The organism is Brachybacterium sp. SGAir0954 (genome assembly GCF_005490785.1).
Taxonomy (GTDB): Bacteria; Actinomycetota; Actinomycetes; order Actinomycetales; family Dermabacteraceae; genus Brachybacterium; species Brachybacterium rhamnosum.
Map to the genome: position 1 here is coordinate 90,777 of NZ_CP027295.1, position 18,857 is coordinate 109,633.

General features: G+C 74.0%; 18 protein-coding genes. 3 read left to right on the forward strand and 15 right to left on the reverse strand.

The genetic code is table 11. The features are described 5' to 3' along the window. Positions 1–32: 32 nt before the first annotated feature. The 8 genes from C1N80_RS00365 to C1N80_RS00400 are packed head-to-tail and all read right to left on the reverse strand — an operon-like array spanning position 33 to position 6,668. Complete coding sequence (locus C1N80_RS00365) at positions 33–440, reverse strand: helix-turn-helix transcriptional regulator (RefSeq protein WP_137768945.1); 408 nt, start codon at positions 438–440, stop codon at positions 33–35. Next, the gene (locus C1N80_RS00370) at positions 437–1,171 is read right to left on the reverse strand and encodes an urease accessory protein UreD (RefSeq protein WP_137768946.1); all 735 of its coding nucleotides are present in this window, start codon (positions 1,169–1,171) and stop codon (positions 437–439) included. The genes C1N80_RS00365 and C1N80_RS00370 overlap by 4 nt, the downstream gene beginning before the upstream one ends. Next, entirely contained in the window at positions 1,171–1,911 is a 741-nt protein-coding gene (ureG, locus tag C1N80_RS00375) for an urease accessory protein UreG (protein WP_137768947.1), read from the reverse strand. The genes C1N80_RS00370 and ureG overlap by 1 nt, the downstream gene beginning before the upstream one ends. After that, on the reverse strand, positions 1,904–2,614 hold the full coding sequence (locus tag C1N80_RS00380; RefSeq protein WP_137768948.1) for an urease accessory protein UreF: 711 nt from the start codon (positions 2,612–2,614) through the stop codon (positions 1,904–1,906). Before C1N80_RS00380 ends, ureG begins: the two co-directional genes overlap by 8 nt. Next, complete coding sequence (locus tag C1N80_RS00385) at positions 2,614–4,317, reverse strand: urease subunit alpha (protein WP_137768949.1); 1,704 nt, start codon at positions 4,315–4,317, stop codon at positions 2,614–2,616. The genes C1N80_RS00380 and C1N80_RS00385 overlap by 1 nt, the downstream gene beginning before the upstream one ends. Further along, positions 4,314–4,673: an urease subunit beta gene (gene ureB, locus C1N80_RS00390; RefSeq protein ID WP_137768950.1), complete on the reverse strand. Its 360-nt coding sequence runs from the start codon at positions 4,671–4,673 to the stop codon at positions 4,314–4,316. Before ureB ends, C1N80_RS00385 begins: the two co-directional genes overlap by 4 nt. 8 nt (positions 4,674–4,681) lie before the next feature. Beyond that, positions 4,682–4,933, reverse strand: coding sequence for an urease subunit gamma (locus C1N80_RS00395; protein WP_370297272.1), 252 nt, complete (start codon positions 4,931–4,933; stop codon positions 4,682–4,684). 55 nt (positions 4,934–4,988) lie between these two features. Beyond that, the gene (locus tag C1N80_RS00400; RefSeq protein ID WP_137768952.1) at positions 4,989–6,668 is read right to left on the reverse strand and encodes a cytosine permease; all 1,680 of its coding nucleotides are present in this window, start codon (positions 6,666–6,668) and stop codon (positions 4,989–4,991) included. A 173-nt stretch (positions 6,669–6,841) separates the two neighbouring features. Between C1N80_RS00400 and C1N80_RS00405 the strand changes: the two genes are divergently transcribed. Continuing rightward, positions 6,842–7,681 (forward strand): SUMF1/EgtB/PvdO family nonheme iron enzyme, encoded by an 840-nt coding sequence (locus C1N80_RS00405; protein ID WP_137768953.1) that lies wholly within the window; start codon positions 6,842–6,844, stop codon positions 7,679–7,681. 151 nt (positions 7,682–7,832) lie between these two features. On the opposite strand, the gene C1N80_RS00410 is transcribed toward C1N80_RS00405, so the two are convergent. The 7 genes from C1N80_RS00410 to C1N80_RS00440 form a co-directional block, all read right to left on the reverse strand. Continuing rightward, positions 7,833–9,590 carry a glycoside hydrolase family 3 protein gene (locus C1N80_RS00410; RefSeq protein WP_137768954.1) on the reverse strand — a complete coding sequence of 586 codons (1,758 nt, stop codon included), beginning with the start codon at positions 9,588–9,590 and terminating at the stop codon, positions 7,833–7,835. Positions 9,591–9,633: 43 nt separating this feature from the next. Next, positions 9,634–10,962 (reverse strand): exo-beta-N-acetylmuramidase NamZ domain-containing protein, encoded by a 1,329-nt coding sequence (locus C1N80_RS00415; protein ID WP_137768955.1) that lies wholly within the window; start codon positions 10,960–10,962, stop codon positions 9,634–9,636. Positions 10,963–11,194: 232 nt separating this feature from the next. Continuing rightward, entirely contained in the window at positions 11,195–11,767 is a 573-nt protein-coding gene (locus tag C1N80_RS00420; protein ID WP_240811174.1) for a TetR/AcrR family transcriptional regulator, read from the reverse strand. 173 nt (positions 11,768–11,940) lie between these two features. Then, entirely contained in the window at positions 11,941–13,281 is a 1,341-nt protein-coding gene (locus C1N80_RS00425; protein WP_137768957.1) for an MFS transporter, read from the reverse strand. 265 nt (positions 13,282–13,546) lie between these two features. Further along, complete coding sequence (locus C1N80_RS00430; RefSeq protein ID WP_137768958.1) at positions 13,547–14,830, reverse strand: alpha/beta fold hydrolase; 1,284 nt, start codon at positions 14,828–14,830, stop codon at positions 13,547–13,549. 21 nt (positions 14,831–14,851) lie between these two features. Then, positions 14,852–15,838, reverse strand: coding sequence for a substrate-binding domain-containing protein (locus C1N80_RS00435; RefSeq protein ID WP_240811175.1), 987 nt, complete (start codon positions 15,836–15,838; stop codon positions 14,852–14,854). A 227-nt stretch (positions 15,839–16,065) separates the two neighbouring features. Beyond that, the gene (locus C1N80_RS00440; protein WP_137768960.1) at positions 16,066–16,803 is read right to left on the reverse strand and encodes a GAP family protein; all 738 of its coding nucleotides are present in this window, start codon (positions 16,801–16,803) and stop codon (positions 16,066–16,068) included. A gap of 102 nt (positions 16,804–16,905) precedes the next feature. Between C1N80_RS00440 and C1N80_RS00445 the strand changes: the two genes are divergently transcribed. Together C1N80_RS00445 and C1N80_RS00450 are read left to right on the forward strand one after the other, a co-directional pair. After that, complete coding sequence (locus tag C1N80_RS00445) at positions 16,906–18,138, forward strand: sensor histidine kinase (protein ID WP_240811176.1); 1,233 nt, start codon at positions 16,906–16,908, stop codon at positions 18,136–18,138. Continuing rightward, on the forward strand, positions 18,135–18,842 hold the full coding sequence (locus C1N80_RS00450; RefSeq protein WP_137768961.1) for a response regulator transcription factor: 708 nt from the start codon (positions 18,135–18,137) through the stop codon (positions 18,840–18,842). Before C1N80_RS00445 ends, C1N80_RS00450 begins: the two co-directional genes overlap by 4 nt. Positions 18,843–18,857: the final 15 nt, after the last annotated feature.

An 18,857-nucleotide genomic window follows, 5' to 3' on the forward strand; every position in this document is an offset into this window, starting at 1 on the left:
ACGCCTTGGCACCCGGGGGTGCAGTGACGGGGTCAGGTGCTGCGGTGCTCCACGCCGGGCAGGTGCTCGGAGCCGATCTCGTGGAGGATGCGATGGCCCAGCGGATCGGCGAGGTGGTAGCGCACCTCCCGGCCCTGGCGCTCGGTGCGCAGCCAGCCCGCCTCGCGGAGCAGGGCGAGGGCGTGGGAGGTCGTCGAGTCGTGCGCGTCGGTCACGCGGGCGATGTCCGAGCTGCGGATCCCCGGGTGCGCGTGCACGGCGAAGAGGATCCGCAGGCGACGGGGATCGGCGAGCACCGAGAGGCGCTCGGCGAGACGGTCGAGGTCCTGCCCGCCCGAGAGCAGCGCGGCGGTCGCGCGCACCGGGTGCTCGCCCTCGAGGGTCGAGGGGCCGACGGGAGCGTGCTCGTGCGCGTGATGGTGCGCGTGCTCGTGGGTCATGCCCCGCCCTCCCCGGCGCCCACCGCGGGCGCCCAGGACTCCATCATCGCCGCCACGTCGGTCGCGTGCGCGCTCGCGCCGAGCGCGCGGCCGATCGCCCCCGGCTGCTCGAGGTGCAGGACGCGGGGTCCGACGGGGTCGGCGGGGTCGACGGGCGCCTCCGGCGGGCGGCGGCCGAGCAGCAGGGCCGTGTCGAGCACCCGGTGCCCGCCCAGCACACCCGGTCGCGGGGACGCGCCGTCCAGATCGAGGTGCTCGATCAGCAGCGGGGTGCCGCTCGTGCTTCGGGCCTCGAGGGCCGTCGCGAGGCGGCCGCCCCGCTCCCCCGTGCGGCCCAGCACGAGGGTCTCGCGCAGCAGCAGCGCGGCGCCCTCACCGAGGGTGATCGCGGTGCGCCGACGGACGTCGGCCCCGTCGGTCACGACGAAGGGGTGCGCGCGCCAGATCAGCCGTGCGCCCACCCCGAGGCGGATGCGCACGTCGAAGCGGCTGGGCGCACCCGTGCTCTCGTAGGCGACGGTGCCGCCCACGTCCTCGATGCCGAGCGTGCAGCCGTCCCCCACCTCGACGTCCACGGCGACCTCGTCCCCGCCCAGCAGCGTCGCCCCGCTCGCGACGAGCGCCACCTGGGCGGACGTCCCGCCGCGGGAGACGAGGCGCGGCTGCAGCAGGCCCGGGGCGAGGTGCAGGCGCACCGGCCCCGCGGCCCGCTCGACGGCGATCCGGGTCATCAGGCGTGGGAGTGCTCGTGTGGGTGCCCGTGGTCGTGGTCGTGCGTGTGCTCCTCGCCGTCGGCGTGGAAGTGCGGCGCCATCGGGCCCGGGTCCTGCGGCTCGTGGGTGCCCCCGCGGTGCGCGGCGAGCATCGACAGCACCCAGGCGCGCAGCTCCTGGACCGAGGCCTCGTCGCTGCGGGAGAGGGCGAGCACGGGGCGGCCCTCGCGCGCCTCGAGGGCGTCGGCGACCATCTGCTCGACGTCGACCCCCACGTAGGGGGCGAGGTCGATCTTGTTGACGACGAGCAGATCCGCGCGGCCGATGCCGGGGCCGCCCTTGCGGGCCACGTCGCCGCCGCCCGCGACGTCGAGCACAAAAAGCTGCGCGTCCACGAGCGCCGGGGAGAAGGTCGCGGTGAGGTTGTCGCCGCCGGACTCGACGAGCACCACGTCGAGCGGGTCGAAGTCCGCCTCGAGCTGCTCGACGGCCGCGAGGTTCGCGGTGACGTCGTCCCGGATCGCGGTGTGCGGGCAGGCGCCGGTCTCGACCGCGCGGATCCGCTCCGGGTCGAGCACGCCGGCGGAGCGCAGGAAGCGGGCGTCCTCGTCGGTGTAGATGTCGTTGGTGATGACGCCCAGGCGCAGCTCGCCGGCGAGAGCGCGGCACACGGTCGCGATGAGCGAGCTCTTGCCGGTGCCGACGGGACCGGCGACGCCGAGCCGCAGCGAGCGGGTGGGGGTGACGGGATCAGGCACGGAACAGCCTCCTGGGCAGTGCGGACTGGGCCTCTGCCCAGTCCTCGGTCTGGGGTGCGCCGGCGCTCGGGAGGAGCACCGGGTCCTGCAGCGCCGCGAGCGGGCCGACGAGCGGCTCCATCGCGGCGCAGGCCTCGAGCACGAGCGCGGCGCCCGCACGGGGGTCGCCGGGCTCGAGCTTGAGGAGGGCGGCGACGACGGTCTGCGCGTCGTCGTAGGCGACGAGCCGCACGAGCTCCGGAGCGGGCAGCCCGGCGGCCGCGGCGACGAGGCCGAGCACGACGGGGCGGGGCCGCGGGGGCGCTCCCGCAGCGACGGGCGGGATCGCGCCGGGCCAGAGGACGTCGGCCAGGCGGCGCAGCCCGTCGCCGAGCACGCGCGTGATCTCCCGCTGGGCGCGGCCGGGCGTGCGGGCCGCCCACTCCGCCTCGAGGGCGGCGAGCGCGGGCGCGAGCTCCTCCGGGGCGCAGGTGAGGGCCAGGTGGCGGGCGAGCACGGCGGTGCCCGCCTCGACCCGGGTCACCGTCACCTGGCGGGACGCGAGGTAGGCGCCCACCTCGTCCCGGCGCAGCCCGTCGCGCAGCGCCGCCTCGAGGGCGTTCGAGGAGACGTGCGCGCCCGCGGGCAGGCGGGAGTCCGCGAGCAGCATCGCGATCGTCGCGGGCGCAGCAGCCGGCACCGGAGCGAGGGAAGGGGCAGGCATCAGAACATCTGGTACAGCTGCGCGAGCGGCAGGGAGCTCGCCGGGGCCGGCACGACCCGCTCGCCGTCGATGCTGATCTCGAAGGTGTCCGGCCGCACGTCGATGCGGGGCAGGGCCGTGTTGTTCACGAGATCCGCCTTCGTCACCTCGCGCGTGGAGGCGACGGGCAGCAGCTCGCGGGTGAGGCCCAGGCGCTCGCGCAGGCCGTCCTCCACCGCGGCGGGCGCCGCGAACGAGACGGAGAGGTGCCCGCCGATCGCGTCGCCGAAGGCGGGGCGCTGCAGCACCGGCTGCGGCGTGGGGATCGAGGCGTTCGGGTCGCCGAGGCCCGCCCACGCGATCATCCCGCCCTTGATCACCAGGTCCGGCCGCACGCCGAAGAAGCGCGGGTCCCAGAGCACGAGATCCGCGAGCTTCCCCGGCTCGACGGAGCCGATGTGCGCGTCCACGCCGTGCGCGATCGCGGGGTTGATCGTGTACTTCGCGACGTAGCGGCGGGCGCGCTCGTTGTCCGCCGGGAGGCCGCCGCCGAGCGCCCCCACCCGGTGCTTCATCACGTGGGCGACCTGCCAGGTGCGCGTGATGACCTCGCCGATCCGGCCCATGGCCTGGGCGTCGGAGGAGGTGATCGAGAGGGCGCCCATGTCGTGGAGCAGATCCTCCGCGGCGATCGTCGTCGCCCGGATGCGGGACTCGGCGAAGGCGAGGTCCTCGGGGACGGAGGGCTTGAGGTGATGGCACACCATGAGCATGTCCAGGTGCTCGGCGACCGTGTTCACCGTGTGCGGGAGCGTCGGGTTCGTCGAGCCGGGCAGCACGTGCGGCAGCGAGGCGATCTCGAGGATGTCCGGGGCATGGCCGCCGCCCGCGCCCTCGATGTGGAAGGCATGGATCGTGCGGCCGCCGATCGCGCGGATCGTCGACTCCACGAACCCCGACTCGTTCAGCGAGTCCGAGTGCAGCGCCACCTGCAGGCCGTGCTCCTCCGCGGCGCGCAGGGAGGCGTCGATCGCCGCGGGCGTCGCTCCCCAGTCCTCGTGGACCTTGTAGCCGGCGGCCCCGGCGAGCGCCTGCTCCGCGAGGCCCTCGGCGGAGACGGTGTTGCCCTTGCCGAGCAGCAGCACGTTCACGGGGAGCTGGTCGAGGGCCAGGTGCATGCGGCCCAGGTGCCAGGCGCCCGGGGTGACCGTGGTGGCGCGGGAGCCCTCCGAGGGGCCCGTGCCGCCGCCGCCGATCGTCGTGATGCCGGTCGCGAGCGCCTCGTGGATCTGGGACGGCGAGAGCAGGTGCACGTGCGTGTCGAAGGCGCCCGCGGTGAGGATCCGGTCCTCGCCGGCGATGACGTCGGTCGAGGGGCCGATGTGCAGGGACGGGTGGATCCCGTCCTGCACGTCCGGGTTCCCCGCCTTGCCGAGCGCGACGATCCGTCCGTCGCGGAGGCCGACGTCCGCCCGCACCACACCCCAGTGGTCGAGCACGATCGCGTTGGTGATGACGGTGTCCAGGGCGCCCTCGGCGCGGGTGGTCGTGCCCTGGGCCATGGACTCGCGGATCGACTTGCCGCCGCCGAACACGGCCTCCTCGCCGCCGACGGTGCGGTCCTCCTCGATCTCGATCCAGAGGTCCGTGTCCCCGAGCCGCACCTGGTCGCCGGTGGTGGGGCCGTAGAGGGCGGCGTAGCGCTCCGCGTCGATGCGGCTCATCGGCGCTCCTCCTGACCGTCGGCCCCGCCGTCACGGATCTGGATGCCGGGCACGTGGCCGCGGCCGCCGAGGCGCACGATCGCCACCTGCCGGGAGGCGCCGGGCTCGAGGCGCAGCGAGGTGCCCGCGGGCACGTCGAGGCGGAAGCCGCGCGCGGCCTCGCGGTCCATGGCCACGGCGCCGTTGACGTCCGCCAGGTGGAGGTGGGAGCCGATCTGGACGGGCCGGTCCCCCGTGTTCTCCAGGACGATCTCGCAGACGTCCGACGGGTCCGCGCGACGGTTCAGCTCGCGCGTGCCGGGCCGCACCCGGATCGCGCCCGGGCCCGTCGGCCCGACGAGTTCGCTCTCGCTCATGGCGCTCCTCAGGCGATCGGGTGGTGGAGGGTGACGAGCTTGCGGCCGTCGGGGAAGGTCGCCTCGACCTGGACGTCCGCGAGCATCTCCGCGACGCCGTCCATGACCTGGTCGCGGGAGAGCACCTCGCGGCCGGAGACCATGAGCTCCTCCACCGCCGCGCCCTCGCGGGCCCGTTCGATCACCCAGGTCGACAGCAGCGCCACCGCCTCGGGGTGGTTCAGCAGCACGCCGCGGGCGAGGCGGTCGCGCGCGACCATCCCCGCCGTCGCCAGCAGCAGCTTCTCGGAATCGGCGGGGGTGAAGCGCACGGACTCACTCCTTCGGCAGGACGTGCTCGCCGGTGCGGTCCGTCGTGAGGGCGAGCGAGCTGAGGTAGAGCTTCTCACCTTCGGGGCCGGGCACGGCGGAGGCGATCATGTCCGGGCGCTCGAAGTCGAGGCCGGTGACGGCGCAGGTGAGCGTCTCGCCGGAGGGGTTGCCGTCGGCGTCGAACATCGGCAGGTCGATGCCGTCGTCCGTGCGGCGCAGGTAGAAGCGGCCCCGGGTCGCGATCGCCATGAGCGGCGTGGCGACCACGGCGATGCCCACCGCGAAGAGCGGGGAGAAGGGCTGGACCGCGGCGCCGAAGGCCCCGAAGAAGATCGCGATCGAGATGCCGCCGGAGAGCACGAGGGACACGATGCCCACCGGGTTCCAGTCGTAGAGCATGCCGCGACGGAACTCCGGCACCTTCGGGGACAGGCGCAGCACGTGCTTGTTCAGGACGATGTCCGCCGCGACGACGCAGATCCAGCTCATGGCGAGGTTCGCGTAGAAGGACAGGATGCCGTTGAGGAAGTCGAACATGTTCGCCTCCATGAGCACGAGCGCGATCGCGAGGTTCACGCCGAGGAACACGAGGCGGCCCGGGTAGCGCTTGGTGAGCCGCGTGAAGGAGTTCGTCCAGGCGAGCGAGCCGGAGTAGGCGTTGGTGACGTTGATCTTCACCTGCGAGATGACCACGAGCACCACGGCGAGGGTCATCGCGAGCCAGGCCGGCATGAGCTGCTCGTAGGTCGCGAGGAACTGCTGGACCGGCTCGTTGGCGAACTCGCGCGCACCGGGCACGTTCGCCACGAGGTAGACGGCGAGGAACATGCCGAGGATCTGCTTGGTCGCGCCGAAGAGCACCCAGCCCGGGCCGCCCAGGATCGTCGCCGCCCACCACGAGCGGCGGTTCTGCGCGGTGCGGGGCGGCATGAAGCGCAGGTAGTCGATCTGCTCGGCGATCTGCGCGATGAGCGAGAGGCACACGCCCGCGGCGAGCATCGCGGACGCGAAGTTCACGCCCTCGCCGGACTCGCCGGTCCAGGTCAGGAAGGTCTGCACGGAGTCCGGGTGGGAGATGACGAGGTAGGCGACGGGGATGACCATGAGGATCAGCCACACCGGGGTGGTCGCGACCTGGAGCTTCGCGAGCACCTTCATGCCGTAGATGACCAGCGGGAAGATCAGCAGCGTCGAGATCAGGTAGCCGATCCAGCGGGGGATCCCGAGGCCCAGGTAGAGGCCCTGCGCCATGATCGAGCCCTCGAGCGCGAAGAAGATGAAGGTGAACGACGCGAAGATGACGTTCGTGATCACCGAGCCGTAGTAGCCGAAGCCGCTGCCGCGGGTGATGAGGTCGAGGTCGAGGTTGTAGCGGGCCGCGTAGTAGGCGAGCGGGAAGCCGCTGAGGAAGATGATGAGCGCGGCGACGAGGATGCCGAGCAGTCCGTTGACCGTGCCGTGGGTGAGGCCGATGTTCGCGCCGATGGAGAAGTCCGCGAGGTAGGCGATGCCGCCCAGCGCGCTCGTCGCGACGACGGCGGGCCTCCAGCGCCGGTAGGAGCGCGGGGCGAAGCGGAGGGTGTAGTCCTCGAGGCTCTCCGCGGTCGCGGCGGAGGCGTCCGCCGTGGCGGAGGAGGCGGAGGGTGTGCTCTGCGGGGACGGGGCCCGGGTGTCGAGACTCATGACGGCTCCTCACGGGGGTGGACGGAGGGCAGACCTCCGCCGGGGACTCCTGGAACGTAGGGAGGAGCGGGGTCCTGGCCCCCCACCCAGGAGCGCCGTGACCTGTTCGTGACCAACGGTCTCGTCCCTGCGAGACCCCCGGGAGGTTTCTCGGAGCGACCTACCGTGAGGTCATGACGCTCGCCGCCCCTCCCCTGATCCTGCCCGTGGGGCAGGTCAGCTCCCGCGGCCTCGCCGCCGTGCCCGTGGACCCCGAGCAGCTCGAGGGGCTGCGGGTCGACGAGGCCTGCGTGAGCGTCGCCGAGTTCGCGACCTTCGCCCGGGAGACCGGCTACGTGAGCGTCGCGGAGCGGGCCGGCGCCTCCGCCGTCTTCTCCGGGCTGCTGCGCCCCGACCTGCGCCGCGCCTCCCCCACCGTGCCCGGCGCCCCGTGGTGGCGGCTCGTCGAGGGGGCGGACTGGGCGCACCCGGAGGGCCCCGGGTCCGACGTCGCCGCCGGGACGCACGCCGACGCCGGCCGCAGCGACCGCGCGGATCATCCCGTCGTCCACCTCGCCGCGGCGGACGCCGAGGCCTTCGCCGCCTGGTGCGGGATGCGCCTGCCCACTGAGGAGGAGTGGGAGCGCGCCGCACGCGGCGGCCTCGAGGGGACCCGCTACCCCTGGGGCGACGAGCTCGTGCCCGACGGGGAGCACATGGCGAACCTGTGGCAGGGCTCCTTCCCGCTGCGGGACACCGCGGAGGACGGCTACCGCGGCACCGCTCCCGTGCGCTCCTTCCCGCCGAACGACCTGGGCCTGTACGAGGTGACCGGGAACGTCTGGGAGTGGTGCGCAGCGGATGCCGCGACGGGGGCGCGCGTGGTGCGCGGGGGCTCCTACCTGGGCCGGGAGGACTCCGAGACCGGCTGCGGCATCGCCGCGCGGGCCACCCGGGAGGCCTCCGCGACCCGCGGGGACACGGGCATGCGGCTCGTCACCGACGGGGCCCTGCCGTGGACTCCCGCTCGATGAGCCGGGGCCGCAGCGGCGTCGTCGCGCCGCCCTCGGCAGCGCAGGGCGAGAACCTGCCGCGGCACGGGCGGGTGCGCGCCGCCGCCGCGCCGGGCAGGTCCCCCGACCCGCTCGGCGCGATGGTCCCCCCACCCGCTCCTCGCGGGACCGGTCAGCCCAGACCGGCCCCGTACGCGAAGGCCTCCCCCGTGCCGTCCGCCGTCGGGATCGCGACGGGGAGGCGACCCGCCGGGCTCACCCGGCCGACGACGATCCCCGCGAGCGCGCGCAGGGAGCACAGGGCGTCGGAGTACAGGGCGATCGAGGTGTCCACCTCCCCCACGTGCACCACGTCGTAGGGGTTCCGCAGGGCGGCGTGGAGCACCGGTGTGCCGGTCGCCGCGGCCTCCTTCACGGTCGTGACCTGCGCGGCCGGCGTGACGAAGGAGCTCGAGGAGGTCAGCGCCACGGCGAGGTCCGCCCCGGCGGCGTCGGCCGCGGCGCCGCGGGAGGCCTCGAGCCCCCGGTCCTCGAGCGCGGCGACGAGGGCGTCCTGCACGGCCGCGCTGCCCGCGCCGAGCACGACGACGCGCGCGCCGCGACGCAGCGGGAGCGCCGAGCCCTCCACGAGCAGGGTCGCGGCGTCCCCGGCGATCCTCTCCGCGGCGCGCAGCGCGTCGCGGCCGCCGAGCTTCCGCTCCGCCCGCCCCGGGTCCACCTCGGGGGCGCCGTCGAGCAGACCGCGCCGGGCCTTCTGGCGCAGGATGCGGCGCACGGAGTCGTCCAGACGCTCCGCGGTGATCTCCCCCGACTCGACCGCGGCGCGCACCCCGCCGATCGCGACGGCGAGATCCGGCGGCATGAGCATCTGGTCCGCACCCGCGAGGATCGCCTCGACGGGCACGCGGTCGTCGCCGAACATCGTGCGCACGCCCTCCATGGCGAGGGAGTCGGTGACGATGACGCCCTCGAAGCCGATCTCCTCGCGCAGCACGCCCGTGAGGATCGGATGGGAGAGGGTCGCGGGGACACCGGAGTCGTCGAGCGCGGGGACCACGATGTGCGCGGTCATGATCGCGTCGACGCCGTCCTCGACCGCGCGGCGGAAGGGCGGGAGGTCGATCTCGTCGAGCTCCTCGCGGCTGTGGTCGATGACGGGCAGACCCACGTGCGAGTCGGTCGCGGTGTCCCCGTGGCCGGGGAAGTGCTTCACGGTCGCGGAGATGCCGCGCTTCTGCGCCTCGCGCAGCTGGGCGCTCGCGAGATCCGCGACGAGCCCCGGATCCGCGCCCACGGAGCGCACGCCGATCACGGGATTCTGCGCGTTGACGTTGACGTCGCAGAGGGGGGCGTAGTTCTGGGTGAAGCCGACGGCGGCGAGCTCGTCGGCCGTGATGCGGGCGGCCTTGCGGGCATGCACCTCGGAACGGCTCGCGCCGAGCGCCATCGCGCCGGGCAGGGCGGTCGCGGGGGCGGGCAGGCGCTTGACCACGCCGCGCTCCTCGTCGATGCCGATCATGAGCGGCACCTCCCCGGCCTCCGCCGCGGCGCGCTGCGCCCCGGCGGTCCACCCCGCGGCCGCCTCGATCGAGTCGACGTTCCCGGACCACGCGAAGGCGATGAGCCCGCCGACGTGGTGGGTGGAGATGATCTCCGCCGTGGTGGCGACGCCCGCGCTCGTCGTGTTCTCCTCGCGCGCCTCGTCCACCGTCGCGCCGTAGCCGACGGCGATGAAGAGCTGGCCGATCTTCTGCTCGGTGCTCATCGCGGCGAGCCGCTCCTCGACCTGGGTGTCGAGGTCGCCTCCGTGGTGGCCGCCCTTCGCGGGCGCGGCGACGGCGGGCGCGACGGAGGCGAGGGGCACGGCGGCGGCGCCGAGCACGGCCGCGGCGCCGAGGCCGCGACGGGTGAGCTGAGGGGAGCTGGTCATGGGGACTCCTGGGGTGGGGAGGGAGATGCGGGGACAGGGCTGCTCAGTAGAGGCGGTGACGGCGGGAGGCGCGCTCGAAGGAGCGCACGTCCTCGCGCCAGGCGCGGACGATCGACTCCGGGTCCTCGCCCGCGTCGAGCATGAGCCGGGTGCGGGTGGTGCCGGAGAGCTTGTCGATCCAGCAGACGTCCGCCTCGGTGCGGCACTTCTCGCCCTCGCGCCAGTCGACTTCCTCGACCTCGCGCAGCAGGGCGGAGAGCACATGGATGCCGGTGCGCACCGGCTCGTAGGCCTCCTCGTCCACGAGGTGGATCTGCACGCCGCCGCAGAACTCGCCGGCGTGCTTCGAGGTCGTCGGCGTCGCGAACATGGGCCGGAAGCGCACCCCCGGGAGCTCCGCCGCGTCGAGCGCGGCGATCACCGCGTCCACGAGCTCCTCGGTGAGGAACGGCGCGCCGAACCAGAGGAAGGGGGTCGTCGTGCCGCGGCCCTCGGAGACGTTGATCGCCTCGATGAGGCCGGTGCCGGCGTAGACGATCGCCGTCTCCCGGGTGGGCACGTTCGGCGAGGGCAGCACCCAGGGCAGCCGCGCCGCCGCGGCGGCGGGATCCACCGGGTCGTAGCCGGCCATGGGGACCACGTCGAGCTGCACGGCGCCGTCCAGGAACTCCTGCGCGAAGTAGGTGGCGAGCTCGCCGACGGTGAGACCGTGGCGCTGCGGGATCTCCTTCAGCCCCACGAAGCTCGAGAGGGCGGGGTCCAGCAGGAAGCCCTCGACGTCGGTGCCGAGCGGGTTCGGCCGGTCCAGCACCACCACCCGCCTGTCGTTCTCGCCGGCGGCCTCGAGCAGGTAGTAGAGGGTCCAGATGTAGGTGTAGAAGCGGGCGCCGATGTCCTGGATGTCGAAGACGAGCACGTCGAGATCGGCGAGCATCTCCGGTGTGGGCTTCTGCGTGGCGCCGTAGAGGGAGCGCACGGGCAGGCCTGTGCGCTCGTCGACGTAGTCCTCGACGCTGCCGCCGGCGGGCTCGGCCCCGCGCACGCCGTGCTCGGGGCCGAAGAGCGCGACAAGCTCGAAGCCACCCTCATCCTGCGCGTCCACGAGCAGGTCGATCGTGGAGGTGAGCGTGGAGTCCGTGCCGGTGGGGTTCGTGACCAGGCCGACCTTCGCGCCCTTCAGCAGAGAGAGCTGATCGCTCTCGAGGAGGTTCTCGACGCCGAGCCGGAACCGGCGCTTGCCCTTCCCCTTCGCGGGCGCGGCGGCGGCCCCTCCTGCGGTCGCGAGCACGGCGCCGGCCGGCAGCGCGGAGAGGCTTGTGAGGACCCGGCGACGACCGGGGCGGGACGCGGTGGATGCGGAACTTTCTTCCATACTGCGTGATGCCACGGGGACTCCTGGAGAACCTCGGGGAACGGGAACCCCGACGGCCGTCTCGCCTGCCCGACCACCGGGAACCCTGCATGACCGGCGCCATCGCCGATCATGTGCGGGATGGATGGTCACGCTAGCAAGCGCGGCGCCGACGGACAAGGGTCACCGTGACACCGCAGGCGCGCGCCGCGTTCCGGCCGCCGGCCGTCGCTGTGGAAGTTCCTTCCGGACGTCAGGCGCTCGGGGTGGTGCCCCAGGTCGCCTTGAGGTCGTCCACGTACTGCCGGAGGATCGCGACCATGTCGACGGAGTCGTCGAGCAGCCACTGCACCTGGAGACCGTCCATCAGCGCGACCATCTGACGCGCGATCGTGCCGACGGGGGCGTCGGCACGTACACGGCCGAGCTCCTGGTCCCGGATCAGGCACGCGGAGAGGGAGGCGAGCACGTCCCGGAAGTGGCCCGCCATCCAGGGGTGCGCGGGGTGGTCCTCGGTGACGGCCTCCCCCACCATCGTCGTGTAGAGGAGAACGAGCTGGTGCCTCGTGGAGTTCACGGCGGCAACGTCGACCAGCTGGTCGAAGCACGTCCACGCTTCGTCGTCGAGCCGCAGGCCGCCCTCGTTGTCCATGACGTCGCGGTAGGCGAGCACGGCGCCGAGGAGCGCCTTCTTCGAGGGGAAGTGGTGGGCGAGGCCCGAGGGGGAGATCCCTGCGGCCTCCGCGACCTGGGACATGGAGGTCGCCGCGAAGCCCTGGCGCGCGATCAGATCGACGGCGGCGCGCAGCGCGCTCTCCCTGATCACGGCGGAGTCCTGGCCCCGGGGACGACCGGGGCGACGGCGGGCGGTCCTGCCTCGTTGCGGGACAGCAGTCATGGGAGACCCTTCGGCACGGGAGGGATCGCCATCGACCCCCCGGGGACGCCGGTGCCGGAGCGGCGAGGCCGCTCCGGCACCGGTTCATTGGTACGGGCTCACTATTTCACGGAGCGGATGAACATCGTGAGCACGGCGCCGATCACGGAGGCGATCAATGCGGCGACCAAGAGCGCGGTGAAGTTCGTGCCGTTGCCCAGGTTCGCGAGCAGGAAGCCGCCGAAGGCAGGAGCGAGAGACTGCGGCAGGGCGTTGGCGATGTTGAAGACGCCGAGATCCTTGCCGACCTCCTCGCGATTCGGGAGCACCTCGAGCACGAGCGCGAGGTCCACCGCGCCGTAGACACCGTAGGCGAGACCCATGATCGCCTCGACCACGTAGAAGGCAGAGACGGTATCGGCATGCAGGAGCATGTACGTGCCGATGCCGAACACGAGGATCGAGACGGCCACGAGGGACTTGCGTCGACCGATCTTGTCCGAGAGCCAACCGCCACCAAGGCTCGCCACCATCGCGGCGACCGTGTAGATCGTGACGCCTGTGGCCACGGCGGTCGTGGCCGAGCCGGCCTCGAGCCCCAGATGGTTCGTCATGTACTGCAGACGGAACGTCGTGAACATATAGCTGGCCAGGATGATCATGAACCGACCACCCCAGGCGAGGGCGAAGTCCGGGTAGCGGATCGGGTTGCGCCAGAAGGTGGTGATCAGCTGCACGAGGTTGAAGGGATGCCGGTTCTGCGTGAGCACCGGTTCCGGGAGCATGAAGGCGTAGACCGCGACCATCACGAGGCCGAGCAGCGCCGGCACCATGAACAGCATGACCATGTTGTCCTTGAACACGGGGACCATCCACGTCGCCACCATGACGGCGACGTTCGCGGCGATGTTCACGAAGCCCGAGACCTTGCCGTACTGCCGCTTGGGCAGCTGATCCGAGAGGGACGCGGTGAAGGCCGCGAAGGCCATGTTCGCCGTGGCCTGGGCGAGGAACCAGCCGATCGCCATGAGCGGCGCGCCCGGAGCGACGGCGATCAGCAGGAGGCTCAGCGTCATGCCGAGGATGCCGGCGATGATCCAGGGACGGCGACGACCGAAGCGGCCCGTGGTGCGGTCGGAGATGCGCCCGCCGACGGCATTGAAGATGACGGCGGCGAGTGCGCCCGGTGCGATCGCGAAGGCGGTGATCGTCGCCTGCTGGGCGGGATCATCGGTGAGGGTCTGCGCCTTGTAGGCGATGGAGACCGTCGCCGGTCCCATGAGCCCGACGAAGATGCCCATCTGCCCCAGCACGATGCCGAGCACGAACCACCAGGGCTTGACCTTGTCGGGCTCGATGCCGAGGTGCGGGATCGGGAGCTTGGGACCGATGCGGTTGGGGCTGCCCTGGAGGTCGATCGTCGGATCAGGGGCGAACCCGATGCCGGGGTCATGAGAGGTCACGAGAGGACTCCTTCGTCACGTGGCGCACATGCGTCGTTGCAAGCCGCTCACTGCGACCTGGAGGAGATTATTAGTGCCGCATCACTAATTTGTCGATCCCGAACCGACCAGTGGTTGGTTTTCTGTCGCAGGGCTCCCGACGAACCCTCCATGACCTGCGACGGCGCAGTGCGGAGTGACGGAGCTCACGGCGCCCCGAGGGGTCGACGAGACACGGCGCCGCCCCGGGAGGGGCGACGCCGTGCGGCGGCGGGAGGGGCCCGAGTCAGGCGGCGCGGCGTCCTGCCGCGAGGTCGAGGAGATGGTCGAGCACGCCCTCGCCGCTCGCGCGCAGGCCGTTGTGCTCGAACTCGCTGGTCACCCAGGTCCGCATCCGCGGCAGCAGGGCCGCCGTCGCGAGCGAGAGATCGCGCGGCACGTAGGCGTCCTCGAAGTAGACGGCCGCGGCGGCCGGGACCTCGGCCGCGCGCAGGGCCTGCTCGTCGTACAGCCGCGGCCACGCGTGCGCGGCGAGGATCTCGGCCGCCTCCGCGAAGGGCGCGAGCTCGGGATCCTCGGTGATCGCCTCGTGGTGCATGTGCTCCCCCGCGAGCAGCGTCGGGTCCTCCCGCACCGGCGCGGGCATGGTGCGCTCCGCCGTCCACGCGGTCGCGGTGCCGTCGGCCCAGCAGGACTCGTGGATCACGGCGTACAGCGGGTTCCGCCCGCCGAAGGGCAGCGCCGCGGCGAGGTCGTGCGCGAAGGCCGGCGAGTCCGGGTCCAGGTCCAGCAGCAGGTGCAGCCTCTCCTGGCCGGAGGAGGCGCCCAGCAGGTGCCCGAGCCGGCGCAGCCGCTCCACGCCCACGGTCCCGCCGGGGATCCGCAGGGTGCCCGCGGCGGCGCGGTCCGCGAGCGCGCGGAAGCGGTCCCGGTCCCCCGGGAAGCGGTCCCAGTAGCGCTCGGAGCGCACCGCCATGCCCTCCCAGGTGAGGCGGTAGGCGGCCTCCATGTCCGGGCCCACGCTCGGCAGCCCGCCCGTGAACAGCGCCGTCTCCACGGAGCTCGCGTGCGCGCTCAGGTAGCGCAGCGCCGTGAAACCGCCGAAGGACTGCCCGAGCAGGCTCCAGCGCTCCGCGCCCAGGTGCTCGCGCAGAAGCTCCGCGTCCCGGGCGATCGCGTCGGCCCGGAAGTGGGTGAGGTACTCCGCCTGCTGCTGCGGGCTCGCCTCGCGCAGGGTCGCGGCGCCGTCGGCCGCCCCCTCCGGCAGCGGCGAGTCGAGGCCCACCGGGGTGGAGCGGCCGGTGCCGCGCTGGTCCAGCATCACCACGCGGAACTCGCGCAGCGCGCGGGGCAGCCAGGGCGGGGTCGAGGCGTCGAGCGGGCGCGGGGCCTCCGAGCCGGGGCCGCCCTGGAGGTAGACGAGGTAGGGCAGGTCCTCCCCGCCGGGGGCGGTGACGATGCGGGCGAAGAGCTCGATGCGCGGCGAGGCCGGGTCCGCATGGTCCAGCGGGACGGGGAGGGTGAGGTCGGTCAGGTGGAGTCCGGGCAGGGACCAGGTGGTGGCGCTCATGGCCTCAGCCTAGGCCGCAGGTCAGGAGGGGGCCGCGGCGTCGGCGTCCCCGTCGGCGATGCCGGCGCCGTCGCGGCTGGTGCTCCCGGGGAAGAGCTCCCAGTCGAAGGTGTGGAGGGTCCCCGGGCGGTCCGTGCGGTCGCGGGCGCGGTCCACGACGACCTCCGCGATCCGGGAGAAGACGTCCTGGACGCCGAAGTAGCTGATCGCGCCGAAGTACAGCGACTCCTCCGGCACGTCCCCGATCGAGATGATCTCGAGGTCCTCGGGGGTGCGCAGGCCGACCCTGTCCGCCGCGCGCTGCAGGGCGATCGCCTGGTAGCCGGTGTAGCAGATCACCGCCGCGGGCCGGTCCGGGCCGGCGAGCCAGTCGAGCGCGGAGAGGTACGTGGCGCGGTCGCCCGCCTCCGTGGTGCGCACGAGCCGCTCGGGCGGCCCGTCGCCGTGCTCGCGCGCCGCGTCGAGGAAGGAGCCCAGGCGCGGTCGGGGCGGCTCGTCCCCCACCGGCACCGGGTGCGGCGCGAGCAGGTGCACCACCGGGTGCCGGGACCGCAGGAGGGCATAGGCCTCCCGCATCGCCGCGAAGGGGGTCGAGGCGATGACGTCGAACCCCTCCGGCTCCATCTGCGCGGTGAAGGCGACGATGCCGGTCTGCGTCCCCGCCGCGAGGCGGCGCGTGAGCGAGGGGCCGTCCGGCGTGAGGTCGATGCTCGTGATGAGCGCGGCGTCCGCGGAGGCGCCCTGGAGGTACTCGAACCAGCGCTCGTCCGCGAGGACGAGGGTGGAGAGGTCGTGCGGGAGCGCGGTGGCCCGCACCTGCCGGGTGAGGCTCACGCCCCACGGGTCCCCGAGGGCGCTCAGCGCGAGCACGATCCCGCCGCCGCGGCCCGTGCGCATCGCCTGCGCGTGGCGGTTGGGGACGTAGCCGAGCTCCTCCGCGGCGGCGCGCACCCGCTCCTTCGTGCGCGGGGAGCCGGCGGAGCGCAGTCCCCCGCGCCCGGACAGCACGAACGACGCCGTGGCGATCGAGACCCCCGCCCGTCGGGCGACATCCGCCAAGGTGGTCGTGCGGCCGCGCCCCCGCGCCGATCGTCCGGAGCCTGTCCCCGTGCTCATGCTCGCCCACCCCCGGCGTCGCCCCCGAAGCCGCCGCAGCCGGCGCCCACCCTCGATGCTAACGGCGCCCCACGCTCCTGCCCCGGGCCTTCTCCGCATCGTGACCTCCGATGCTGGGATCACCGGGCGAGGGCCCCGATGATCGGACCCACCGTCTGCAGCAGCAGGATCACGCCGATGATGCCGAGCGCCCAGGAGAGCGCGCTCGCGGAGCTGCCCACCGCCCACGTGTGCACGCGGTCCAGGGTGCGATCCGCGCGGGAGCCGAGCAGCAGGCGGATCCCGCACAGCACGAGCGCCGGGGCGATCATCAGCAGGCAGTACCCGGTGAGCACGAGGGCGCCCACGCCGAGGCCCACCTCCTGCTCCGCGAGGATCCCCATCGCCGCGAGGTACGGGAGCATCGACGCGGCCTCGATCGTCCCCGCGAGCAGGGCGAGGCCCACAAGCGCCCGCGGGCTGCCGAGCGCGCGCCCCGCCCGCTCGGTCCACCTCCGGGCCGAGGCCTCCGGGTCCCCGCCGCGGCGGCGCACAGCCTTGGGGTCCGTGCGGAAGGACGCCCACAGCAGCGCCGCGCCGACCACGGCGATCAGCACCGTGCCCACGGTCCCCGCGAGCAGGCCGCGCAGCGCCTGGGCGAGCGGGAGCAGACCCGCGAGCAGGGCCACGCCGAGCACGAGGTAGAAGACGCCGATGACGCCGAGGTAGAGCAGGGTCCCGCGCACCACGCGCCGAGCACCGCCGGTCCCGGAGACCAGCAGGATCAGCGGGACGACGAGCGTGCCGATCGAGGTGCCGTCCAGCAGCGCGAGCCCCACGAGGGCCAGCGGGGTGAGCGTCTCCGAGGTGAGGTCCATGCCCCGATGCTCGCGCGGGCCGAGGCGGACGGTCCTCCTCCGAAGGTGCCGATGAGCGCCGTGGCCCTGCTCACGACGGCCCCGCGACCGTAGGCTTGACACGTGCCCTCCTCCCCCGACGCGGATCGCGACCCGGTCCCGGCACCGCGCGCGCCGCTCGACGTGCGCGCGGCGGCCGGCTACACCGTCGCCGTGCTCGCGCTCGCGGCGATGGGCCTGGTCAACCAGCCGTTCCTGCGGCCCGACGATCCCTGGTCGCTCGGCGTCTCGCTGCCGCTCATGCTCGTCGCGGCCGCGAGCACCCTGTGGCGGCGGCGTACGCCGGCGGTGACGCTCGCCGTGGGCGCGCCGCTCGTGGTCGCCGAGCTCCTGGGCGGCGGGCAGATGTCCGCGTACGTGCTGCTCTTCGAGGCGCTGTGGTGCCCCGTCGTCCACGGCCGGCTGCGCCTCGCCCACCTCACGACGCTCGCCGCGGCCGCCGTGGGCGGGGTGCTGATCCTCGCGGCGGGGCTGCTCGTGCGGGACCTCGAGGCGCTGCTGGGGGTCGCGATCGTGCTCTCCATGGTGGTGCTCGTGCCGCTGCTGTGGGGGTGGGAGGTGCGCCATCACCGCGAGGCGCGCGCCACCGCGGAGTCCGTCGCCTCCCTCGAGCGCGAGCTCGCCGCCGAGCGCGCCTCCCTCGCCGTGGAGTCCGAGCGCCGTCGCATCGCCCACGACCTGCACGACGTCATCGCCGGTCACCTCAGCGCCGTCTCCCTGCACACCTCCCTCGCCGCGGACCTCCCGGACGCGGCCTCGCGCGAGCGCTCGCTGCGCACCGCCCGGGACTCCTCCCGCGCGGCCCTGCGGGACCTGCGCTCGATGATCGGCGTGCTCACCGCGGAGGAGGGCGCCGCCCCCACCGCGACCCTCTCCTGGGGCTCCCTCGGCGAGCGCCTGCGCGGCGGGCTGCCCGGGGCAGAGGTCCGGATCGACCCGGCGCTCGACGCCGCCGCACCGGGGGCCCCTGCCGGGCCCGGGTCCTCGGGGATCGAGCCCGCCGCGCAGGCCGCGCTGCTGCGGATCGGCGCGGAGGCGGTCACGAACGCGGTGCGGCACGGGGCCGCACCGGCCTCCCTCACCGTCACCCTCGACGGGGACGACCTGCTGCTCGCCCTCGACAACGCGATCCCGCCGGGAGCGCCCCCGCCCCGGGCCGATGGCGTGGGCCGCGGCGCGATCACCGCGCGCGCCGGGGCCGTGGGCGGCGAGGCCCACAGCGCGCCGGACCCGTCGGCCCCCACCCGCTGGAGCGTCCGCGCCCGGCTCCCCGCGACCGGAAGGATCCCCGCATGAGCACCGTCCCCCCGCCCGATCCCCGCCCTGTGTCCGATGCGGCCGGCCCGATCCGCGTCGTCGTCGCGGAGGACCATCCGGCCGTGCGCTCCGGCCTCGTCGCGCTGCTCTCGAGCGCCCCGGACATCACGGTCGTGGCGGAGGCGGCCGACGGTCCCGCCGCCCTCGCGGCCGCCCGCGCGCAGCGGCCCGACGTGGTGCTCACCGACGTGCGGATGCCGGGCGCGACGGGCATCGAGGTGACCCCGCAGCTGCGGGAGACCGGGGCGAGCGTGCTGGTGATCTCCGGGTTCGACCTCGACGAGTTCGTGCTCGGCGCGCTCGCCGCCGGGGCCGATGGCTACCTCGTGAAGTCGGAGGAGCCCGCCGCGATCCTCGCCGCCGTGCGCGCCGTGCACCGGGGCGACGCGGTGCTCTCCCCCGCCGCGACCCGCGCCGTCGTCGCCGCGCTGCGCGAGCCGACCGCGGGCCCCGCGCAGGCCGCCGTCGGCGCCCCCGCGCTCGCAGGACCGCCGCCGCAGTTCACGCCGCGCGAGGAGGAGGTGCTCGGGGCCGTCGCCCGCGGGCTCAGCAACCAGCAGATCGCGGAGGAGCTGTTCGTCGAGATCACGACGGTGAAGTCCCACCTCACCCACGCGATGCGGAAGCTGGGCCTCGACTCGCGGGTGCAGGCGGCGCTGTGGTGGCACCGGCACCGCGGCTGAGCATGGGCCCGCGGA